This window comes from Streptomyces sp. KL2, assembly GCF_046529545.1.
In the GTDB taxonomy this organism is placed as follows: domain Bacteria; phylum Actinomycetota; class Actinomycetes; order Streptomycetales; family Streptomycetaceae; genus Streptomyces; species Streptomyces radiopugnans.
Genome location: NZ_CP127170.1, coordinates 4,657,402 through 4,677,891, shown reverse-complemented (window position 1 = coordinate 4,677,891; position 20,490 = coordinate 4,657,402). Strand labels below are relative to the sequence as shown.

The 20,490-nt window shown below is 73.2% G+C and carries 14 protein-coding genes; 3 read left to right on the top strand and 11 right to left on the bottom strand.

All coding sequences use genetic code 11. From position 1 onward, the window contains the following. Nucleotides 1-62: 62 nt before the first annotated feature. The 9 genes from tpiA to QPK52_RS20940 all read right to left on the bottom strand — a co-directional run bounded on the left by tpiA (nucleotide 63) and on the right by QPK52_RS20940 (nucleotide 10,137). Entirely contained in the window at nucleotides 63-839 is a 777-nt protein-coding gene (gene tpiA, locus QPK52_RS20980) for a triose-phosphate isomerase (RefSeq protein WP_093655371.1), read from the bottom strand. Nucleotides 840-986: 147 nt separating this feature from the next. Beyond that, complete coding sequence (locus QPK52_RS20975; protein WP_410539005.1) at nucleotides 987-2,189, bottom strand: phosphoglycerate kinase; 1,203 nt, start codon at nucleotides 2,187-2,189, stop codon at nucleotides 987-989. A gap of 145 nt (nucleotides 2,190-2,334) precedes the next feature. Next, the gene (gene gap / locus QPK52_RS20970; protein ID WP_410539004.1) at nucleotides 2,335-3,339 is read right to left on the bottom strand and encodes a type I glyceraldehyde-3-phosphate dehydrogenase; all 1,005 of its coding nucleotides are present in this window, start codon (nucleotides 3,337-3,339) and stop codon (nucleotides 2,335-2,337) included. Nucleotides 3,340-3,604: 265 nt separating this feature from the next. Then, nucleotides 3,605-4,582 carry a DNA-binding protein WhiA gene (whiA, locus tag QPK52_RS20965; RefSeq protein ID WP_093655366.1) on the bottom strand — a complete coding sequence of 326 codons (978 nt, stop codon included), beginning with the start codon at nucleotides 4,580-4,582 and terminating at the stop codon, nucleotides 3,605-3,607. Continuing rightward, nucleotides 4,573-5,592, bottom strand: coding sequence for a gluconeogenesis factor YvcK family protein (locus tag QPK52_RS20960; RefSeq protein WP_410539003.1), 1,020 nt, complete (start codon nucleotides 5,590-5,592; stop codon nucleotides 4,573-4,575). Before QPK52_RS20960 ends, whiA begins: the two co-directional genes overlap by 10 nt. Further along, complete coding sequence (gene rapZ / locus QPK52_RS20955; protein ID WP_410539002.1) at nucleotides 5,589-6,536, bottom strand: RNase adapter RapZ; 948 nt, start codon at nucleotides 6,534-6,536, stop codon at nucleotides 5,589-5,591. Before rapZ ends, QPK52_RS20960 begins: the two co-directional genes overlap by 4 nt. A 51-nt stretch (nucleotides 6,537-6,587) precedes the next feature. Then, nucleotides 6,588-8,618, bottom strand: coding sequence for an excinuclease ABC subunit UvrC (gene uvrC, locus QPK52_RS20950; protein ID WP_410539001.1), 2,031 nt, complete (start codon nucleotides 8,616-8,618; stop codon nucleotides 6,588-6,590). Nucleotides 8,619-8,697: 79 nt separating this feature from the next. Continuing rightward, nucleotides 8,698-9,354 carry an MBL fold metallo-hydrolase gene (locus QPK52_RS20945; protein WP_093655358.1) on the bottom strand — a complete coding sequence of 219 codons (657 nt, stop codon included), beginning with the start codon at nucleotides 9,352-9,354 and terminating at the stop codon, nucleotides 8,698-8,700. A gap of 48 nt (nucleotides 9,355-9,402) precedes the next feature. Further along, entirely contained in the window at nucleotides 9,403-10,137 is a 735-nt protein-coding gene (locus QPK52_RS20940) for a maleylpyruvate isomerase family mycothiol-dependent enzyme (RefSeq protein ID WP_410539000.1), read from the bottom strand. A gap of 190 nt (nucleotides 10,138-10,327) precedes the next feature. On the opposite strand from QPK52_RS20940, the gene uvrA reads away from it, so the two are divergent. The 3 genes from uvrA (at nucleotide 10,328) to QPK52_RS20925 (ending at nucleotide 17,208) form a co-directional block, all read left to right on the top strand. Continuing rightward, the gene (gene uvrA, locus QPK52_RS20935; protein ID WP_410538999.1) at nucleotides 10,328-13,174 is read left to right on the top strand and encodes an excinuclease ABC subunit UvrA; all 2,847 of its coding nucleotides are present in this window, start codon (nucleotides 10,328-10,330) and stop codon (nucleotides 13,172-13,174) included. Between the two features lie 23 nt (nucleotides 13,175-13,197). Continuing rightward, nucleotides 13,198-13,629, top strand: coding sequence for a Rieske 2Fe-2S domain-containing protein (locus tag QPK52_RS20930; protein ID WP_410538998.1), 432 nt, complete (start codon nucleotides 13,198-13,200; stop codon nucleotides 13,627-13,629). A gap of 411 nt (nucleotides 13,630-14,040) precedes the next feature. Next, nucleotides 14,041-17,208: a phosphodiester glycosidase family protein gene (locus QPK52_RS20925; protein WP_410540418.1), complete on the top strand. Its 3,168-nt coding sequence runs from the start codon at nucleotides 14,041-14,043 to the stop codon at nucleotides 17,206-17,208. A 33-nt stretch (nucleotides 17,209-17,241) separates the two neighbouring features. Here QPK52_RS20925 and QPK52_RS20920 read toward each other — a convergent pair whose 3' ends face one another. Then, nucleotides 17,242-18,228: a TerC family protein gene (locus QPK52_RS20920; RefSeq protein ID WP_410538997.1), complete on the bottom strand. Its 987-nt coding sequence runs from the start codon at nucleotides 18,226-18,228 to the stop codon at nucleotides 17,242-17,244. A 197-nt stretch (nucleotides 18,229-18,425) separates the two neighbouring features. Continuing rightward, nucleotides 18,426-20,405: a TerD family protein gene (locus QPK52_RS20915; RefSeq protein WP_410538996.1), complete on the bottom strand. Its 1,980-nt coding sequence runs from the start codon at nucleotides 20,403-20,405 to the stop codon at nucleotides 18,426-18,428. Nucleotides 20,406-20,490: the final 85 nt, after the last annotated feature.

The window sequence follows — 20,490 nt, the reverse complement described above, 5'->3', positions numbered from 1 at the left end:
GCCCCGACAGGGTACGACGTGGGCGGCCCGCCGTCACTCGCCGGCGGCGGTCGCCGGCGACCCTACTGGTCGCGGAACCGGACGATCTTCACGAACTCGTCCACGTCCAGCGCGGCCCCGCCGACCAGGGCGCCGTCCACGTCCGGCTGCGCCATGATCGCGGCGACATTCCCGGACTTCACCGAACCGCCGTACTGGATGCGGACCGCGTCGGCCAGCTCGCGGTCGTACAGCTCGGCCAGGCGGCCGCGGATCGCGCCGCACACCTCCTGGGCGTCCTCGGGGGTGGCGACCTCGCCGGTGCCGATGGCCCACACCGGCTCGTAGGCGATCACGATGCGGGCGGCCTGCTCGGCGGGGATGTCCTTGAGCGCGCCGTCCACCTGGGCGAGGGTGTGGGCGACCTGGTCGCCGGCCCTGCGGACCTCCAGGCCCTCGCCGACGCACAGGATCGGGGTCAGGTCGTGCAGGTAGGCCGCCTTGACCTTGGCGTTGCACAGCTCGTCGGTCTCGCCGTGGTACTGGCGCCGCTCGGAGTGGCCGACGGCCACGTAGGTGCAGTTGAGCTTCGCCAGCATCGCCCCGGAGATCTCACCGGTGTACGCGCCGGAGACGTGCGCCGACAGGTCCTGGGCGCCGTAGCGGATCTTCAGTTTGTCGCCGTCGACCAGGGTCTGCACCGAGCGCAGGTCGGTGAAGGGCGGCAGGACGGCGACCTCGACGGCCTCGTAGTCCTTGTCGTTCAGGGCGAAGGCGAGCTTCTGGACGTGGGCGATGGCCTCCAGGTGGTTGAGGTTCATCTTCCAGTTGCCCGCCATCAGCGGGGTGCGGTTTGCCATCGGTAGGCTGCCTTTCGGTTCGCTCCGCCTCGGCGGCGGAGCGTGTCGCTGTCGCCCGCGCGGCGCGGAGGCGCGGGCATCGTGATCGCCTGCGGCCCGGCGGCCGCGCGTGCTCCCCCGGTGCGCCGGGCGGCCCGGCGCACCGGATCAGTCCTCCAGCGCGGCCAGGCCGGGGAGCGTCTTGCCCTCGAGGTACTCCAGGCTGGCGCCGCCCCCGGTGGAGATGTGGCCGAATGCCTCCTCGTCGAAGCCCAGGATGCGGACGGCCGCGGCGGAGTCCCCGCCGCCGACCACGGTGAAGGCCGGGCTGTCGATCAGCGCCTGGGCCACGGCCCGGGTGCCCTCGGCGTAGTCCGGGTGCTCGAAGACGCCCATCGGTCCGTTCCAGAAGACGGTGGCCGCGTCGGCGAGCTTGGCGGCGTACAGCTCCTGGCTGCGGGGGCCGATGTCCAGCCCCATCAGGCCGGCCGGGATGGCGTCCGCGGCCACGGTGACGGGCTCGGAGGGCGCCTTGGTCCTCAGGTCCGGGAAACCGGCGGCGGCCACCACGTCGACGGGGAGGACGAACTCCACGCCGCGCTCCTCGGCTCGCTTGAGGTAGCCCTGGACGGCCGGGATCTGGTCCTCCTGGAGCAGCGAGGCGCCGATCTCGTGCCCCTGGGCCTTCAGGAAGGTGTACGCCATGCCGCCGCCGACGAGGATGCGGTCGGCGCGCTCCAGCAGGTGGTCGATGACGCCGAGCTTGTCGGAGACCTTCGCGCCGCCCAGGACCACGGCGTAGGGGCGTTCGACGTCCTCGGTGAGCTTGCGCAGGACGCCGACCTCGGTGGCGATCAGGCCGCCGGCGGCGTGCGGCAGCCGCGCCGGGAGGTCGTAGACGGAGGCGTGGCGGCGGTGCACCGCGCCGAAGCCGTCGCCGACGTAGACGTCGGCGAGGGCCGCCAGGCTGTCGGCGAAGGCGCCGCGCTCGGCGTCGTCCTTGCTGGTCTCGCCGGCGTTGAAGCGCAGGTTCTCCAGCACCGCGACCTGCCCGTCGGCGAGGGCCCCGACGGTGGACTTCGCCGACTCGCCGACGGTGTCGGTGGCGAACGCGACGTCCCTGCCCAGCAGTTCACCCAGCCGCCCGGCCACGGGGGCGAGGGAGAACTGCGGGTCCGGGGCGCCCTCGGGGCGGCCCAGGTGGGAGGCGACGATCACCCTGGCGCCGGCCTCGGCAAGCCTGCCGATCGTCGGGACGGCGGCGCGGATGCGGCCGTCGTCGGTGATGGTCCCGCCATCGAGCGGCACGTTCAGATCGGCGCGGACGAAGACCCGCCTGCCCGCGACGCCGAGGTCGTCGATCGTCTTCATGGTGTGGCTCCGTGGTGGTCTGCTCGGTGGTTTGCACGGTCGCCGGCCCTGCGGCCGGTCATCGCGAGACGGGGCCCGCGGGGCGCGTCATCGCGCCCCGCGAACCCCGCCGCGTCACTTCTCGGCGCTGCTGTCCGGCAGCGTGTCAGAGCCGCTCGCCGACGTAGACCGTCAGGTCCACGAGGCGGTTGGAGTAGCCCCACTCGTTGTCGTACCAGCCGACGACCTTGACCTGCTTGCCCTGGACCATGGTCAGGGAGGAGTCGAAGGTGCAGGAGGCCGGCCAGTTGACGATGTCCGAGGAGACGATCGGGTCCTCGGTGTACTCCAGGACGCCCTTCAGCCGGCCCTCGGCGGCCTTCTGGAAGGCGGCGTTGACCTCGTCCTTGCCGACCTCGCGGTCGAGCTCCAGCACGAGGTCGGTGACCGAGCCGGTCGGGACCGGGACGCGCATGGCGATGCCGTCCAGCTTGCCCTTGAGCTGGGGCAGGACGAGCGCGGTGGCCTTGGCGGCACCGGTCGAGGTCGGGATGATGTTCTCTGCCGCCGCGCGGGCGCGGCGCAGGTCCTTGTGCGGGAAGTCCAGGATGCGCTGGTCGTTGGTGTACGCGTGGACGGTCGTCATCATGCCCTTGACGATGCCGAAGCTCTCGTCCATCACCATGGCCATCGGCGCCACGCAGTTGGTGGTGCAGGAGGCGTTGGAGACGACGTGGTGCTTCTCGGCGTCGTAGGACTCGTGGTTGACGCCCATGACGACGGTGATGTCCTCGTTCTTGGCCGGGGCCGAGATGAGGACCTTCTTCGCGCCCGCCGCCAGGTGCTTGGCGGCGTCCTCGCGCTTGGTGAAGATGCCGGTGGACTCGATGACGATGTCGGCGCCGAGCTCGCCCCACGGGAGGGCGGCCGGGTCGCGCTCGGCCATCGTCCTGAAGGTCTGTCCGCCCACCGTGATGGTGTCGGCGGTGTGGCTGACCTCCTGCTTCAGACGGCCCAGGATGCTGTCGTACTTCAGCAGGTGGACAAGGGTCGCGTTGTCGGTCAGGTCGTTGACACCGACGATCTCGACGTCCGCGCCCTGCTCCAGGAGAGCGCGGAAGTAGTTCCGTCCGATGCGGCCGAAGCCGTTGATGCCTACGCGGATCGTCACGAACCGATCTCCTCGCTAGGTACGCCGGTGCGGACACCGGCGAAAGCTGTTTGGGATGTCCCCGACCATCTCCGACCCTACCGCGCCGGGTGCTCGCGAGTGACATCGGCCACCCGCCGTGTGCGGTGTGGCGCACCGGTGGCAGGACGTACCCGCGAGGGCGCCGGGCAGACATCCCGGACGCCCCGGTCCACGCCGCGGCCCGCGGCGAACGCGGCGCGCGGGAGGCGGGACCGGAGGGGCGGCCGGGGCCCGCGGGGCCCGGTCAGCCGACCATCTCCTCCGTCAGGTTCGACTCGGTGCCCGGGATCCCCAGGTCGGCGGCGCGCTTGTCCGCCATGGCCAGCAGCCGCCGGATGCGCCCGGCGACGGCGTCCTTGGTCAGCGGCGGGTCGGCCAGCGCTCCCAGCTCCTCCAGGGACGCCTGCTTGTGCTCCATGCGCAGCCGGCCGGCCGCGGCCAGGTGCTCGGGCACCTCGTCGCCCAGGATCTCCAGCGCGCGCTGCACCCGGGCCCCGGCGGCGACGGCGGCCCGGGCCGAGCGGCGCAGGTTGGCGTCGTCGAAGTTGGCCAGGCGGTTGGCGGTGGCCCGCACCTCGCGGCGCATCCGCCGTTCCTCCCACGCCAGTACGGACTCGTGGGCGCCCAGCCGGGTCAGCAGCGCACCGATGGCGTCGCCGTCGCGGACGACGACCCGGTCCACACCGCGCACCTCGCGCGCCTTGGCCGCGATCTGCAGGCGGCGGGCGGCGCCGACGAGGGCGAGGGCGGCCTCGGGGCCGGGGCAGGTGACCTCCAGGGAGGAGGAGCGTCCGGGCTCGGTGAGCGAGCCGTGCGCCAGGAAGGCGCCGCGCCAGGCGGCCTCGGCGTCGCAGGTGGCCCCGGAGACCACCTGCGGCGGCAGGCCGCGCACCGGGCGGCCGCGGCCGTCGACCAGCCCCGTCTGCCGGGCGAGCTGGTCACCGCCCGCCACCACCCGTACGACGTAGCGGCTGCCGCGGCGCAGCCCGCCGGGGGCCATGACCACCAGGTCGGAGGCGTGGCCGAAGATCTCCAGGATGTCCTTGCGGAGTCTGCGGGCCGCGATGCCGGTGTCCAGCTCGGCCTCGATCACGATGCGGCCGCTCACCAGGTGCAGTCCGCCGGCGAACCGCAGGATGGAGGAGACCTCCGACTTCCGGCAGCAGGTCCGGGTGACGGGTAGCCGGGAGATCTCGTCCTTCACCGCTGCCGTCATCGCCATGGGCCGATCCTTCCATGCATTCGAAAAATCCGGTCGTACGCGGCGGCCAGCAGCTCCGGGTCGTGCCGGGGGGCCCCTCCCGGGGCGGCCACCGGCGCCAGCTCGACCGTGCCGCCGAGGCGCCGGGCGGCGTCGCGGAGGCCATCCTCGTCGGGCACGGCGGCCCGGTCGGCCAGCACCACGTCGAAGGCGAGTTTAGGGGCGTGTCGGGCCAAAACCTCCAAATGACGCTGCGGGGAGAAGCCGTCGGTCTCGCCCGGCTGCGGCGCGAGGTTGAGCGAGAGCACACGGCGCGCCCTGGTCTCGGTGAGCGCCTGGAGGAGTTCGGGGACCAGCAGGTGGGGGATGACCGAGGAGAACCACGAACCGGGGCCGAGCACCACCCAGTCCGCGTCGAGGACCGCCTCGACCGCCTCGGGGACGGCGGGCGGGTCGTGCGGGACCAGGTGCACCTGCTGCACCTCGCCGGGGGTGAGGGCGACGGTGGCCTGGCCCCGGACGGTGGTGACCTCCTGCGGGCGCGCCGGGTCGTGGCCGCGCACCAGGGCCCGCAGCTCCAGCGGGACGGCGGACATCGGCAGCACCCGGCCGTGCGCGCCCAGCAGCTTGCCCACCAGGTCCAGCGCCTGGACGTGGTCGCCGAGCTGCTCCCACAGGGCGACGATCAGCAGGTTGCCCACCGCGTGCTCGTGCAGGTCGCCCCTGCTGACGAAGCGGTGCTGGATGACCCGGGCCCAGGTCTGGCCCCACTCGTCGTCGCCGCACAGCGCGGCCAGGGCCTTGCGGAGGTCGCCGGGGGGCAGGACGCCCAGCTCGTCGCGGAGCCGCCCGCTGGAGCCGCCGTCGTCGGCGACGGTGACCACGGCGGTCAGGTCGCGGGTGATCCGGCGCAGCGCGGCCAGCGAGGCGGACAGGCCCATGCCGCCGCCGAGCGCCACCACCTTGGGGGTCCCGCCGCGGGCCCTGCGGGTGGTGACCAGGCGCCGCAGTCTTCGGGTGCGGACGGTCACTCGCGTCCCATGTCCCGGTGTACGACGACGGTCTCGACGCCCTCGGCGGCCAGCCGGCCGGCCAGTTTCTCGGACATCGCCACGCTGCGGTGCTTGCCGCCGGTGCAGCCGACCGCGACGGTCACGTAGCGCTTGCCCTCGCGGCGGTAGCCGGCGGCGATGAGCTGGAGCAGTTCGGCGTAGCGGTCCAGGAACTCCTTGGCGCCGGGCTGGTTGAAGACGTACTGGGCGACCTCCTCGTTGAGGCCGGTGTACGGCCGCAGCCCCGGCACCCAGTGCGGGTTGGGCAGGAAGCGGCAGTCGACGACGAGGTCGGCGTCGACGGGGAGGCCGTACTTGTAGCCGAAGGACATCACCGTCGCCCGCAGCTCGGGCTCCTCCTCGCCGGCGAACTGGGCGTCGAGCTTGGCCCGCAGCTCGTGGACGTTGAGGGCGGAGGTGTCGATGACCAGGTCGGCGTCGCCGCGCAGTTCGCGCAGCAGGTCGCGCTCGGCGGCGATGCCGTCCACGATGCGCCCGTCGCCCTGGAGCGGGTGCGGGCGGCGCACCGACTCGAAGCGGCGCACCAGGGCGTCGTCGGAGGCCTCCAGGAAGACGATCCGGCGGGTGACGTTCTTGGCGTCGAGGTCGGCCAGGGACTCGCGCAGGTTGTCGAAGAAGCGGCGGCCGCGGACGTCGACGACGACGGCGATCTTCGCCACGTTGCCCTGCGAGCGGGCGCCGAGGTCGACCATGGTCGGGATCAGGGCGGGCGGCAGGTTGTCCACCACGAACCAGCCGAGATCCTCCAGGCACTTGGCGGCGGTGCTGCGGCCGGCGCCGGACATGCCGGAGATGATCACCAGTTCGGGGATGGCGGCGGCGTCGCCTCCGTTCCCCGCGGTGTCCGCCACCGCGCCCGTATCCGTGCCCACCTGCGCTCCGTCTCCCGTGTGCTCGTTCATCGTGCTCTCCCCCGCCCAGCTGTGGCGTTCCGCCTGTCGATCGCCGGTGTCCTACCGGTCTTCCCGGTCTTCCAGGATCTCACCCGTGGCGGTGTTCACCGCCGGGGCGGCCGGGGCCGCCTGCGCCAGGGCCGCGGCGACGGCCTCGGCGGTCTTGCGTCCGACGCCCGGGACCTCGCAGATCTGCTCGACGGTGGCGGCGCGCAGCCGCTTGACCGAGCCGAAGTGCTTGACCAGGGCCTGCTTGCGGGCCTCCCCGAGGCCGTGGACGGCGTCCAGCGGGCTCGCCCTCATCGCCCGCGACCGCTTGCCGCGCTGGTAGCGGATGGCGAAGCGGTGCGCCTCGTCGCGGACCCGCTGGAGCATGTACAGGCCCTCGCTGGTCCGGGGCAGGACCACCGGGTCGTCCTCGCCCGGCAGCCACACCTCCTCAAGGCGCTTGGCCAGCCCGCACACGGCCACGTCGTCGATCCCCAGCTCGTCCAGGGCCCGCCGCGCGGCGGCGACCTGCGGCTGCCCGCCGTCGACCACGACCAGCTGCGGCGGGTAGGCGAACTTCGGCGGCCGGTTCCCGCCCCGCTCCTCGGCCGGGGCCGGCCCGTCCGGTCCCTCGGTCCCGGGGTCTCCTGTTCCGGGTCCCTCCGCTCCGGAGTCCTCCCCGGTGGCCCACTCGCCCGTGCGCTGCCTCTCCTGGAGGTAGCGGCGGAAACGGCGGGAGACCACCTCGTGCATGGAGCGGACGTCGTCCTGGCCGGCGAAGCCCCTGATCTGGAAGCGGCGGTACTCGCTCTTGCGGGCCAGGCCGTCCTCGAAGACCACCATCGAGGCCACCACGTCCTCGCCCTGGAGGTGGGAGATGTCGAAGCACTCGATGCGCAGCGGGGCCGAGTCCAGCCCGAGTGCCTCGGCGATCTCCTCCAGCGCGCGGGAGCGGGTGGTCAGGTCGGAGGCGCGCTTGGTCTTGTGCAGGGCCAGGGCCTGCTGGGCGTTGCGCCGCACCGTCTCCATCAGGGCGCGCTTGTCGCCGCGCTGCGGCACGCGCAGGTCCACGGCCGCGCCGCGGCGGCCCGCCAGCCACGCCGCGAGCGGCTCCACCGGGTCGGGCAGGGCGGGGACCAGGACCTCCCTGGGAACGGCGTCGCCGCTCTCCTCCCCGTAGAGCTGCTGGAGGGCGTGCTCGACCAGGCCGGCGGTGGTGACCTCCTCCACCTTGTCCGTGACCCAGCCGCGCTGGCCGCGCACCCGGCCGCCGCGGACGTGGAAGATCTGGACGGCCGCCTCCAGTTCGTCCTCGGCGACCGCGACCAGGTCGGCGTCGGTGGCGTCGGTCAGGACGACGGCGTTCTTCTCCATCGCCCGCTTCAGCGCCTCCATGTCGTCGCGCAGCCGTGCGGCCCTCTCGTACTCCATCTCCTCGGCGGCCCGGTGCATCTCCTGCTCCAGGCGGCGCAGGTGGGCGCCCGTGCGCCCGGCCATGAAGTCGCAGAACTCCTCGGCCAGCCGCCGGTGCTCCTCGGCGTCGACCCGGCCGACGCAGGGCGCCGAGCACTTGCCGATGTAGCCGAGCAGGCAGGGGCGGCCGATCTGGGCGGAGCGCTTGAAGACCCCGGCCGAGCAGGTGCGCACCGGGAAGGCGCGCAGCATCAGGTCGACGGTCTCGCGGATCGCCCAGGCGTGCGCGTACGGCCCGAAGTAGCGCACACCCTTCTTCCTGGGTCCGCGCATCACCTGCACGCGCGGGAACTCCTCGTTCATCGTCACCGCGAGGGAGGGGTAGCTCTTGTCGTCGCGGTACTTGACGTTGAAGCGCGGGTCGAACTCCTTGATCCAGGAGTACTCCAGCTGGAGCGCCTCGACCTCGGTGGAGACCACCGTCCACTCCACGGAGGCGGCCGTGGTGACCATGGTGCGGGTGCGCGGGTGGAGGCCCGCCAGGTCCTGGAAGTAGTTGGCCAGGCGCTGGCGCAGGCTCTTCGCCTTCCCGACGTAGATCACCCGGCCGTGTTCGTCGCGGAACTTGTAGACCCCCGGGGAGTCGGGGATCTCTCCAGGCCTGGGGCGGTAGCTGGAGGGGTCTGCCATGGCGCCCACCTTACTGGCGGCGTACGACACGCAGGGCCGCCGGCGGCGCGCCCCGCCGCCGCACGCCGCGCGGGGCCCGTCACCAGCCGCGCTCGCGCCACTCCGCCAGGTGCGGGCGCTCGGCGCCCAGGGTGGTGTCGGCGCCGTGGCCGGGGTAGACCCAGGTCTCGTCGGGGAGCTCGCCGAAGAGCTTGGCCTCCACGTCGTTCAGCAGGGCGGTGAACGCCTCGGCGTCGCCGTGGGTGTTGCCGACGCCGCCGGGGAAGAGGCAGTCGCCGGTGAACAGGTGCGGATGGCCGTGGGGGTCGTCGTAGACCAGGGCGATGGAGCCGGGGGTGTGGCCCCGCAGGTGGCGGGCGGTGAGCGTGATGCGGCCGACGGTCACGGCGTCGCCGTCCTCCAGGGGCACGTCGGTGGGCACCGGGATGCCCTCGGCGTCGTAGCGTCCGGCGTAGGTGCGCGCGTCGGTGGCCTGGACGACGGTGTCGAGCGCCTGCCAATGGTCGCCGTGCCGGTGGGTGGTGACGACGGCGCCGATGCCGTCCTCGCCGATGAGGCTCAGCAGGGTGTCGGGCTCGTTGGCCGCGTCGATCATGAGCTGTTCGCCGGTGGCGCGGCAGCGCAGCAGGTAGGCGTTGTTCTCCATGGGGCCGACCGCGACCTTGGAGATCACCAGGTCGGTCAGCTCGTGGACGTCCGGCGGACCGCCGACCGCGACTTTTCCTGTGTACGGCATGGGTTCTACGGCTCCTTCCGGGAGGGGGCGCGGGCGGCGATCAGTGTGTCAGAGGGGCGGCAGCGCGGGCAGGACTGCCCCGGAGGCGGTGAGTCCGGTGCCGTCGGTGCGGCCCGTGAGCCAGCCGACGAGCGCGGTGGGCGAGCCGGCGACGGTCACCGCCTTCTCCCCCTGCCCGGCCTCCCGGCCCGTGCGCAGGACCCGGCCGTCCTCCACCCTCATCTCCACGGGTTCCACCTCGGGGTGCCCCGCGAACCGCCTGGCCATGTTCTCCAGCTCGCGGTCGGTGAAGGAGGCGGGCATGTCCTCCAGGCCGTAGCCGATGCCGAGGTCGACGTGGTGCAGCTCGACCTCGATCCGGCGGCGGAAGGGGAGGGAGGAGGCGAGGTCGGTGACGCCGTTGCGCAGTTCGACGGTGGCGCCCCACTGCTCGCCGGTGAGCCGGGCCATCGCCTCGTCCAGGCGGGCGGCGCTGGTGCGCAGGTCCTCCAGCTGGGCCGCCAGGGGGCGGGGGGCGTCGCGCTCGATGTCGGCCTCGCGGGCCTCGGCGCTGAGGTACATGGGGCGGCCGGCCAGCACGTTGACCAGGGCGTCGGCGTTGCGGGCGAGGTGGGCGAGGACGTGGCCGCGGGTCCAGCCCGGCAGTTTCGAGGGGGCGGCCAGGGCGGCGTCGTCCAGCTTCCGCAGGGCGGTCAGGAGGCGGTCGGTGGACTCCCGCAGGGCGGCGGTGTCGGCGACCGGGTCGGCGGTGGGGCCGGCGGAGCCGGCGGCAGGCACAGTCATGATCCAAAGCTATCCCCACCACTCCTTCGGGTGAAGGAGAAGAGGGAGACCCGTAAATCGAATGCACGTGCTATAGGCTCGCGATGCGCCCCGGGCACGACACCACGGCGGCGCTACCCCATACCCTTGGGCAGGGGGCTCCGGGCAGGCGTCCGGCCCTCTACATCCCACACGAAAGGTGCCAATCGGCGTGGCCGACCGTCTCATCGTCCGTGGGGCTCGCGAGCACAATCTCAAGAACGTCTCGCTCGACCTCCCCCGCGACTCCCTCATCGTCTTCACCGGGCTGTCGGGGTCGGGCAAGTCCTCGCTCGCCTTCGACACCATCTTCGCCGAGGGGCAGCGTCGCTACGTGGAGTCGCTGTCCTCCTACGCCCGGCAGTTCCTGGGACAGATGGACAAGCCGGACGTGGACTTCATCGAGGGACTGTCCCCGGCGGTCTCCATCGACCAGAAGTCCACCTCCCGCAACCCCCGCTCGACGGTCGGCACCATCACGGAGGTCTACGACTACCTGCGGCTGCTGTTCGCGCGGGTCGGCAAGCCGCACTGCCCCGAGTGCGGGCGCCCGATCGCCCGGCAGTCCCCGCAGGCGATCGTGGACAAGGTGCTCTCGCTGACGGAGGGCAGCCGCTTCCAGGTCCTCTCCCCGCTGGTGCGCCAGCGCAAGGGCGAGTTCACCGACCTCTTCGCCGAGCTGCAGACCAAGGGCTACAGCCGCGCCCGGGTGGACGGCACCACGGTCCAGCTCTCCGACCCGCCGAAGCTGAAGAAGCAGGAGAAGCACACCATCGAGGTGGTCGTCGACCGCCTGACGGTCAAGGAGAGCGCCAAGCGGCGGCTGACCGACTCCGTCGAGACCGCGCTCGGCCTCTCCGGCGGCATGGTGATCCTCGACTTCGTCGACCTGGACGAGGACGACCCGCAGCGCGAGCGGATGTACTCCGAGCACCTGTACTGCCCCTACGACGACCTGTCGTTCGAGGAGCTGGAGCCGCGCTCGTTCTCCTTCAACTCCCCCTTCGGCGCCTGCCCGGAGTGCAGCGGCATCGGCACCCGCATGGAGGTGGATCCGGAGCTGGTCGTCCCCGACCCGGACAAGTCGCTGGACGAGGGCGCGATCCACCCCTGGTCGCACGGCCACAGCAAGGAGTACTTCGGGCGGCTGATCGGCGCCCTGGCCGACGCGCTCGGGTTCCGCACCGACATCCCCTTCAGCGGCCTGCCGCAGCGCGCGAGGAAGGCCCTGCTCAACGGCCACCGGACGCAGATCGAGGTCCGCTACCGCAACCGCTACGGGCGGGAGCGGTCGTACACCACGGCCTTCGAGGGCGCGGTCCCGTTCGTCAGGCGGCGGCACTCGGAGGCGGAGACGGACTCCAGCCGGGAGCGCTTCGAGGGCTACATGCGCGAGGTGCCCTGCCCCTCCTGCGAGGGCACGCGGCTCAAGCCGATCGTCCTGGCCGTGACGGTGCAGGGGAAGTCGATCGCGGAGATCTCCGCGATGTCGATCAGCGAGTGCGCCGACTTCCTGAGCGCCATGGAGCTCAGCGAGCGCGAGAAGGCCATCGCCGAGCGGGTTCTGAAGGAGGTCAACGAGCGGCTGCGGTTCCTGGTCGACGTCGGTCTGGACTACCTCTCCCTCAACCGCGCCGCCGGGACGCTCTCGGGCGGCGAGGCGCAGCGCATCCGGCTGGCGACCCAGATCGGCTCCGGCCTGGTGGGCGTGCTCTACGTGCTGGACGAGCCGTCCATCGGCCTGCACCAGCGCGACAACCACCGGCTGATCGAGACCCTGGTGCGGCTGCGGGACATGGGCAACACCCTGATCGTCGTCGAGCACGACGAGGACACCATCAAGACCTCCGACTGGGTGGTGGACATCGGTCCGGGCGCGGGCGAGCACGGCGGCAAGGTGGTGCACAGCGGTCCGCTGAAGGAGCTGCTGGCCAACGAGGAGTCGGTGACCGGGCAGTACCTGTCGGGGCGGAGGGCCATCCCGACCCCGGAGAAGCGCCGCCCGGTGGACCGCAAGCGGATGCTGACCGTCCGCGGCGCCAAGGAGAACAACCTGCGCAACATCGACGTGTCGTTCCCGCTGGGGGTGTTCACCGCGGTCACGGGCGTCTCCGGCTCGGGCAAGTCCACCCTGGTCAACGACATCCTCTACACCCACCTGGCCCGCGAGCTGAACGGCGCGAAGTCGGTGCCGGGGCGGCACGTGCGGGTGGAGGGCGACGAGAACGTCGACAAGGTCGTGCACGTCGACCAGTCCCCCATCGGCCGTACCCCCCGCTCCAATCCGGCCACGTACACGGGCGTCTTCGACCATGTGCGCCGGCTGTTCGCGGAGACGACGGAGGCGAAGGTCCGCGGCTACCTGCCGGGGCGCTTCTCCTTCAACGTCAAGGGCGGCCGCTGCGAGAACTGCTCCGGCGACGGCACGATCAAGATCGAGATGAACTTCCTGCCGGACGTGTACGTGCCGTGCGAGGTCTGCCACGGCGCGCGCTACAACCGGGAGACCCTGGAGGTGCACTACAAGGGCAAGTCCATCGCCGAGGTGCTGGACATGCCGATCGAGGAGGCGCTGGGGTTCTTCGAGGCGGTGCCCGCCATCGCCCGCCACCTGCGCACCCTCAACGACGTCGGTCTGGGCTACGTGCGGCTCGGCCAGCCCGCCACCACGCTCTCCGGCGGCGAGGCGCAGCGCGTGAAGCTCGCCTCGGAGCTCCAGAAGCGCTCCACCGGCCGTACCGTCTACGTCCTGGACGAGCCGACCACCGGTCTGCACTTCGAGGACATCAGCAAGCTGATCGAGGTGCTGTCCGGGCTGGTGGACAAGGGCAACACGGTGATCGTCATCGAGCACAACCTCGATGTGGTCAAGACGGCGGACTGGGTCGTGGACATGGGCCCGGAGGGCGGCAGCGGCGGCGGCACGGTCGTCGCCCAGGGCACCCCGGAGCAGGTCGCGGTGGTGCCGGAGAGCCACACCGGCAAGTTCCTCCAGGACGTCCTGCCGCTGAGGCCGTGAGCGGCCGAGAGGAGAACACGACCATGAGCGACAGCTCCCCCGGCTCCCCCGCCCGCCGTACCGTGCTGTGCGGCGTGGCCCTCACCGGGGCCGCGGGGCTCGGCCTGACCGCCTGCTCCGGCGGGGGCGGCGGGCGGGCCCCGGCGGTCCCGACCGCGCCCGTGGACCTCGGCGCGGCCGACGCCGTACCGGTGGGCGGCGCCCGGCTGTACCGCGAGAAGAGAATGGTGGTCTCGCAGCCCTCCGAAGGCGAGTACAGGGCGTTCAGCGCGGTGTGCACCCACGCGGGCTGCGTACTGACCTCGGTGAAGGAACTGGAGGCCGACTGCACCTGTCACGGCAGCCTCTTCGACACCACCAGCGGCGAGGTGCTGGCCGGTCCGGCTGGCGCGCCTCTTCCCTCGGTCCCGGTCAGGGTGGAGGACGGCAGACTCGTCGCCGGTCCCGGCGACTGAGCACGGCCGGTCCCGGCGACTGAGCACGGCCGGTCCCGGCGACCGGCTGCCTGCCCCGCTTCGCTTCCGCGCGTTCCCCGTGCATCCGTTCGGTCCAACGGACGCACGGGGAACGCGTGTTGTTCCGGCGGTGTTCGCGCACGCCCTCTGGTGTAGACCGGTCGGCCTTGCCACCCTGTGGCGCTGGACGCGCAAAAAGCGCGCTCTCTCGCAGCGTCTGTGGGTGATGTCGTGTCACGAAGGTCGCAGAGCAGAAGATCCTCCGGGCGGGCCTCGGTGGGCCTCGCCGCCCTCCTCGCGTTCGGGCTGGGGTCGGCGCCACCGGTCGCCGCCGTCCCCGCCTCGCCCTCCCCGCCCGTACGCACCGCCACCACCGCCGGCACCACCACCGCCTCCACCGCCGACGACGGCATGGAGCTGTCCCGCACCGTACGGCCCGTGGCACCCGGCACCACACTGACCTCGTTCGACCGGCTGGAGCCGGACAAGTGGCTGCGCGCCGACGCCCTCAGCGTCGATCTCGGCGGCGGCGCGGAGGTCGACTACCTGTCAGCGGGCACCGTCTCCGAGCGCGCCACCGTCTCCGAACTGGCCACCGCGCACGACCCCGGCCCCGGGCGCCGCACCGTCGCCGCCTTCAACGCCGACTTCTTCGACATCAACGAAACCGGTGCCCCGCTCGGTCCGGGCCTGGACGACGGCGAGATCACCCACTCGCCCGCCCCCGGCGTCCATGAGGCGGCCGGTTTCGGCGCGGACGGCGCGGGCCGCGTCCTCGGCCTGTACTTCGAGGGCACCCTCACCCTGCCCGGCGGGACCGAGCCGCTGGCCGCGTACAACGCCGCGAACGTCCCCGCCGACGGCATCGGCGCCTACAACGCCCGGTGGGGCCCGGCCGACCGTGCCCTGGCCGTGGACGGCGCGTCGCAGGTCGCCGAGGTCACCGTCGCTGGCGGCCGGGTCACCGGCGTGGACGACTCCCCCGGAAGCGGACCGGTCCCCGAGGGCACGACCGTGCTGCTCGGCCGGGACGCGGGTGCGAAGGCCCTGGCCGCGCTGGCTCCGGGGGACGCGGTGAGCTGGGAGTACGGGCTGCGTACCGACGGGGGCGAGATGCCCCGTACCGCGGTCGGCGGCCGCGGCGTGCTGGTCGAGGACGGCGAACCGCGGAACTGGGACGGGCGGCCCAACAACACCGCCGCGCCCCGCACCGCCGTGGGCTTCTCCCGGGACGGCTCCACGATGCACGTGCTGACCGTGGACGGCCGCCAGGCCGCGTCCGGCGGCGTCACCCTCACCGAACTGGCCCTGATGATGGACGAGCTGGGGGCCCACAACGCGCTCAACCTCGACGGCGGCGGCTCCTCGACGCTGATCGCCCGCGAGCCCGGCTCGGACACCCCGCAGGTGGAGAACAGCCCTTCCGACGGCTTCGAGCGGGAGGTCCCCAACGGGCTGGCCGTCACAGCCCCCGACGGCAGCGGAAACCTGGAGGGCTTCTGGGTGGAGACGGTCGCGGAGCCGGCCGAGGCCCCCTCGGCGGACAATGTGCCCGGCGGCCATCCGGAACGGGTCTTCCCCGGTCTGACCCGCGCGCTCACCGCGGCGGGGCACGACGAGACGTACGGCCCGGCCGACGGTCCGGCGGCACGCCCGGCGCGGACAGCCGCACGCTGGCACAGCTCCCGCCCCGAGGTCGGCCGGGTGGACGGCGACGGCGTCTTCCACGCCCGCGCGTCCGGTACGGCCGATGTCGTCGCGCGCCGCGGCCACGCCCGCGGCTCCACCACCCTGACGGTGCTGGGCGCGCTGGAGCGGATCGCCCCGTCCCGGGAACGGGTCGGGCTCCCCGGGCCCGGCGTCGAGGCGCACTTCGGATTCACCGGCTTCGACGCCGAGGGACGCAGCGCCCCCGTGGAGCCGTCGGACGTGGCGCTCGACTACGATCGCTCGCTCTTCCGCATCGACCCCGACCCGGCGCGCGCCGGATTCACCGTCGCCGCCACCGACGGCACCGAGTCCGCCTCCGGGCTGGTCAGGGCGACCGTCGCGGGGAAGAAGACGGTCCTGGCCGTCACCGTGGGCCTGACGGACCGCGAGGTGGCGCACTTCGACGACGCCGGGCAGTGGACCTTCAGCGCCGCACGCGCCTCCGGCTCCCTGAGCGCCGATCCCGCCGGGCACGACGGCACCGGGCTGCGGATGGAGTACGACTTCACCCAGTCCACCGCGACCCGCGCGGCCTACGCCAACCCCCCGCTGCAGATCCCCGTCCCCGGCCAGCCGCAGAGCTTCACCCTGTGGCTCAGGGGCGACGGACACGGCGCCTGGCCCTCGCTCCACCTCACCGACGCCGCCGGCACCTCGCAGATACTGCGCGGCCCGCACGTCACCTGGACCGGCTGGCGGCAGATCACCTTCGAGGTGCCCGAGGGCGTCGCCCATCCGCTGAAGGTCCGGCGGTTCTACCTGGCCGAGACCCGGCCCGGCGAGCTGTACCGCGGCGAGGTCGTCCTGGACGGGCTGACCGCCCGGACCCCGCCGGACGTCGCCCTGCCGGCCTCCGGCCCCCACCGGGACCCGCTGATCTCGACGGCCGCCGGCACGGCCGCCCGCGACTGGCGGTTCGCGGTGGTCTCCGACGCCCAGTTCGTCGCCCGCGATCCGGACGGCGAGGCGGTGCGCAAGGCCCGGCGCACCCTGCGGGAGGTGAGGGCGGCCCGGCCCGACTTCGCCGTGGTGAACGGGGACTGGGTGGACGAGGGCTCGCCCGGGGACCTCGCCTTCGCCCGCCGGGTGCTCGACGAGGAGCTGGGCGACGAGGTGCCCTGGTACTACGTGCCGGGCAACCACGAGGTGATGGGCGGCTCCATCGGGAACTTCCGCGCGGAGTTCGGCGACGCACATCGCTCCTTCGACCACAAGGGCACTCGCTTCATCACCCTCGACACCTCCTCGCTGACCCTGCGCGGCGGAGGCTGGGAGCAGATCCGGATGCTGCGGGAGCGCCTGGACGCCGCCGCGCGGGACGAGGGGATCGGTTCGGTCGTGGTGCTGGCGCACGTACCGCCGCGCGATCCGACCCCGCAGCAGGGCAGCCGGCTGACCGACCGGCTGGAGGCGGACCTCCTGGAGGACTGGCTCGGCGACTTCCGCCGCCGCACCGGCAAGGGGGCGGCGTTCATCGGGGCGCACGTCGGCGTCTTCCACGCCTCCCGGGTGGACGGCGTGCCGTACCTGGTCAACGGCAACGCGGGCAAGGCACCGGCCGCGCCCGCGGGCGAGGGCGGTTTCAGCGGCTGGTCGCTGGTGGGGGTGGACAAGGGCTCCGGCCGGGACTGGATCTCGGTCCAGACCCGCGCCCATGTGGACGGGCTCTCGCTGACCGCGCCCGGTTCCGTGGCGGCGGGCGGTGCGCCGGGGAGGGTCTCCGCGACTGTCGTCCAGGGCGGCGGGAGCTCGGCGCGTACGGTGCCGGTGGGCTGGCCGCTGAGCGCGGACTGGACCGGCTCGCGGGGCGGCGGGAGCAGCGGGTCGCGGTGGTGCGGTGACGCGCGGCGGCGGTACGACCGGGCGTGAGGCGGCCGTACCGCCGCTCCGGGAGGGGCCGGCTCAGTCGCGCGGCGCGGCCTGCTCCTCCTCGCGCAGCAGCTTCCGGGACGCACGCAGGCTGGTGATCGTCGTGACGACCAGGACACCGCAGATGACGGCCAGCGACACCGGGGTGGAGATCTCCGGGACGTGCACGCCCTGCTCGTGGAGGGCGTGCAGCACCAGCTTGACGCCGATGAAGCCGAGGATGATCGACAGCCCGTAGGACAGGTGCACCAGCCTCTTGAGCAGTCCGCCGATGAGGAAGTAGAGCTGGCGCAGGCCCATCAGGGCGAAGGCGTTGGCGGTGAAGACGATGTACGGGTCCTGGGTCAGGCCGAAGATCGCCGGGATGGAGTCCAGGGCGAACAGCAGGTCCGTGCTGCCGATGGCCAGCATGACGATCAGCATCGGCGTCATCAGCCGCTTGCCGTTCTCGACGACGAACAGCTTGGTGCCGTGGTACTGGGAGGTGGAGGGGAAGCGCCGCTCGACCACCTTCAGCAGGCGGTTCTCCTCGTACGCCTCCTCCTCGTGCCCCGCTGCCTCGGCGCGGGCCTCGCGCACCAGCTTCCAGGCCGTCCAGATGAGGAAGCCGCCGAAGATGAAGAAGACCCAGGAGAAGGCGGAGATCAGCGCGGCGCCGGCCGCGATGAAGATCGCGCGCATCACCAGTGCGATGAGCACTCCGATCATCAGCACGCGCTGCTGGTAGATGGTGGGCACCGCGAACTTCGCCATGATCAGCACGAAGACGAAGAGGTTGTCGACGCTGAGCGACTTCTCGGTGATGTAGCCTGCGGCGAACTCGCTCGCCGCCCGCCCCTCTCCGACGGCGTACAGCCCGATGCCGAACAGGATCGCCAGGACGACCCAGACGATCGTCCAGATGCCGGCCTCCTTGATGGAGACCTCGTGCGGCTTGCGTCCGCCGATGAAGAAGTCGACGGCGATGAGGGCGCACAGACCGACGATGGTCAGCGCCCAGGTGGTCGTGGAAACGTCCATACGGGAATCCTCCGGCTCCGGTTGCCGGAGGTCTCCTCCGCCCGGGACCCGACCGGTCCGCGGGCCGACGCCCCGGGGCCGGTCACACCCGGCCCGTACTGACGGGAACGCCGCACACGGGAGTACTCCCCTCCGCTCAAGGCAGGGTAAAGCAGAGCCAAGGAAAGGCAAAGCCGGGGGGTCCGAAGCCCGCCCCGTCAGCGGCCGTACCTCCGGCGGGCCCCGGCCACCTGCCCCAGCACCCTGGACAGGATCCGGCTCCCCCCGGGCACCAGGGGCGGCTCGTACGTCCACGCGTGGCCGACCCAGGGGTCGGCGAGGTGGTCGTCGGGCACGGGGGTGATCCTCAGCAGCGACCGCCACAGCGGATCGAGCACGGGGCCGTACTCCCGCGCCTCCTCCCGGTCGGCGACCATCATCAGGTGGACCCCGACGGACGGCCCCTCGTCCGCGAGGTAGCGCAGCCGGGTGACGGCGCGGTCGTCGAAGCCTTGCGGGAAGTCGTGGACGATCAGCAACTGCTCGGCGGGGTCCACGTCCGGCGGGAGCGCGTCGGTGGCGCCGGTGCGCACCGCCATCTGCACCAGGTCGACGCGGCGGGTCAGCCCGGCGAGTACCGAGGCGACGCCCTGCGGGCCCGTGGCGGGCGGCTCGCGCAGCACTCCGGCCTCCGACAGCGGGGCCAGGGTGGGCGCGGCGCCGCCGGTGGGGTCGAGCGCGTGCACGGTGAAGCCGCCGACCGGGTGGACGGCGAGCAGCCGGCCGGCGACGGCGGTGGCCAGTTCGCCCGCCAGGCGGCGCGTCTCGTGCGGGTCGGCCGTCAGGGAGGCCGCCGAACGGGTGCGCCCGGCGTCGATCCACAGCCCGCGCTCCAGCGGCAGCCGCATCAGCATGGGGATGCGCAGGCCGCTGTGCTCGGGAAGGCCGAGATCGCCCAGGCGCACCGCCATCGGTGTCTCCATGGGCACCTGGTAGGCGTGCCAGACGGGGCTGTCCCAGCGGGCGAAGGCGGGCGGCAGGGCCGGCTCGACGACCTCGGACTCGGCGGTGAGCTGGGCGAGATCGCGCTCGAGGGCGGCCCGGGCCCGGTCGGTGAGCTGGGCGTGGCGCTCCCGGGCCCGGGCGCGGGCCGCGTCCGCGGCGGCGCCGATCCGCGAGCGCGGGTCGGCCAGCGCCTTGTCCAGCTCCTGCTCCATGCGGGAGTCGGCGAAGTCGACCGCGCTGCGGTAGGCGGCGGTGGTACGGGCCAGATCCTCGAACATCCCCCAGACCTGGTTGTAGAGCCGCTCCTCCATGCTCCAGCCCGCGGCGTCACCCGCGACGGGCCGGGCGGGCCGGCCGGGTTGCTCTGGTTGAGCAGGCGGCGGAGGCGGCGGCGCGGCCGCCGTACGGGCCGCACGGCGGGGGTGGCGGTAGTCCACGGGGCCCGCGGCGGGCGGAGGCGGCGCGGTCGGCGCGGCCGGTCCCTGGGATGCGGGCCGGAGCGCCGGGGCGGTGTCCGGCGGCGCGTCCGGGAGCGCTTCCGGCGCGGTGCCCGGTGCGCCGGGCGATCCGCCGGCCGGCACGGTGCGCCGGCCGCGGTCCTCGCCTCCGGTACGGGCCGGCGGCGGTGCCACGGAGCGGGCCGCCCCCGAGGCGATGGCCTCCTCGACGGCGGCGGCCAGCTCGCGCGCCCGGGGCAGCCCCTGGTCCTCCAGCATGGCGGCGAGCCCGCCCGCGTAGCCCTGGCCTACCGCGCGTACCTTCCAGGCGCCCAGCCGGCGGTAGAGCTCCACCGCGACGACGGCGGACTCGGCGCCGAGTCCGGTGATGGTGTAGCCGGCGATCCCGGTGCCGTCCGGGCCGGTGACGGCCACGACCGGGGCGGCCGTCGCCCCGAAGGAGAGCGGCCCGCCGGCACCGGTGGGCAGGGCGAGCAGCACGTTGACCCGGTGTACGGCCTCGGGGAGCGCCTCCAGGTCCACCGCGATCCGGTGGTCGGCGGCGGCCTGCCGCGAGACCTCCAGTCCGGGCAGGCGGGGGGAGGCGGGGTGGGCGATCCAGCCGGGTTCGCGCAGCCGCCCGTCCTCGTCGCCCAGCGTGGCCCCGGCCACGACAGGTCCTCCCGCGGACACCCGGATCTCCAGACGGCTCCCGGGCAGTGGGTGGTTCTGCCCCCGGACCAGTTCGGCCGTCATCGCCGCGCCCCCCTCCTGCGTGTGTTCCGCTGTGCTCCACCGCGGCCCGGCCCCCCGGCCGGACACCGCGCCTGCGGGCTCGCCC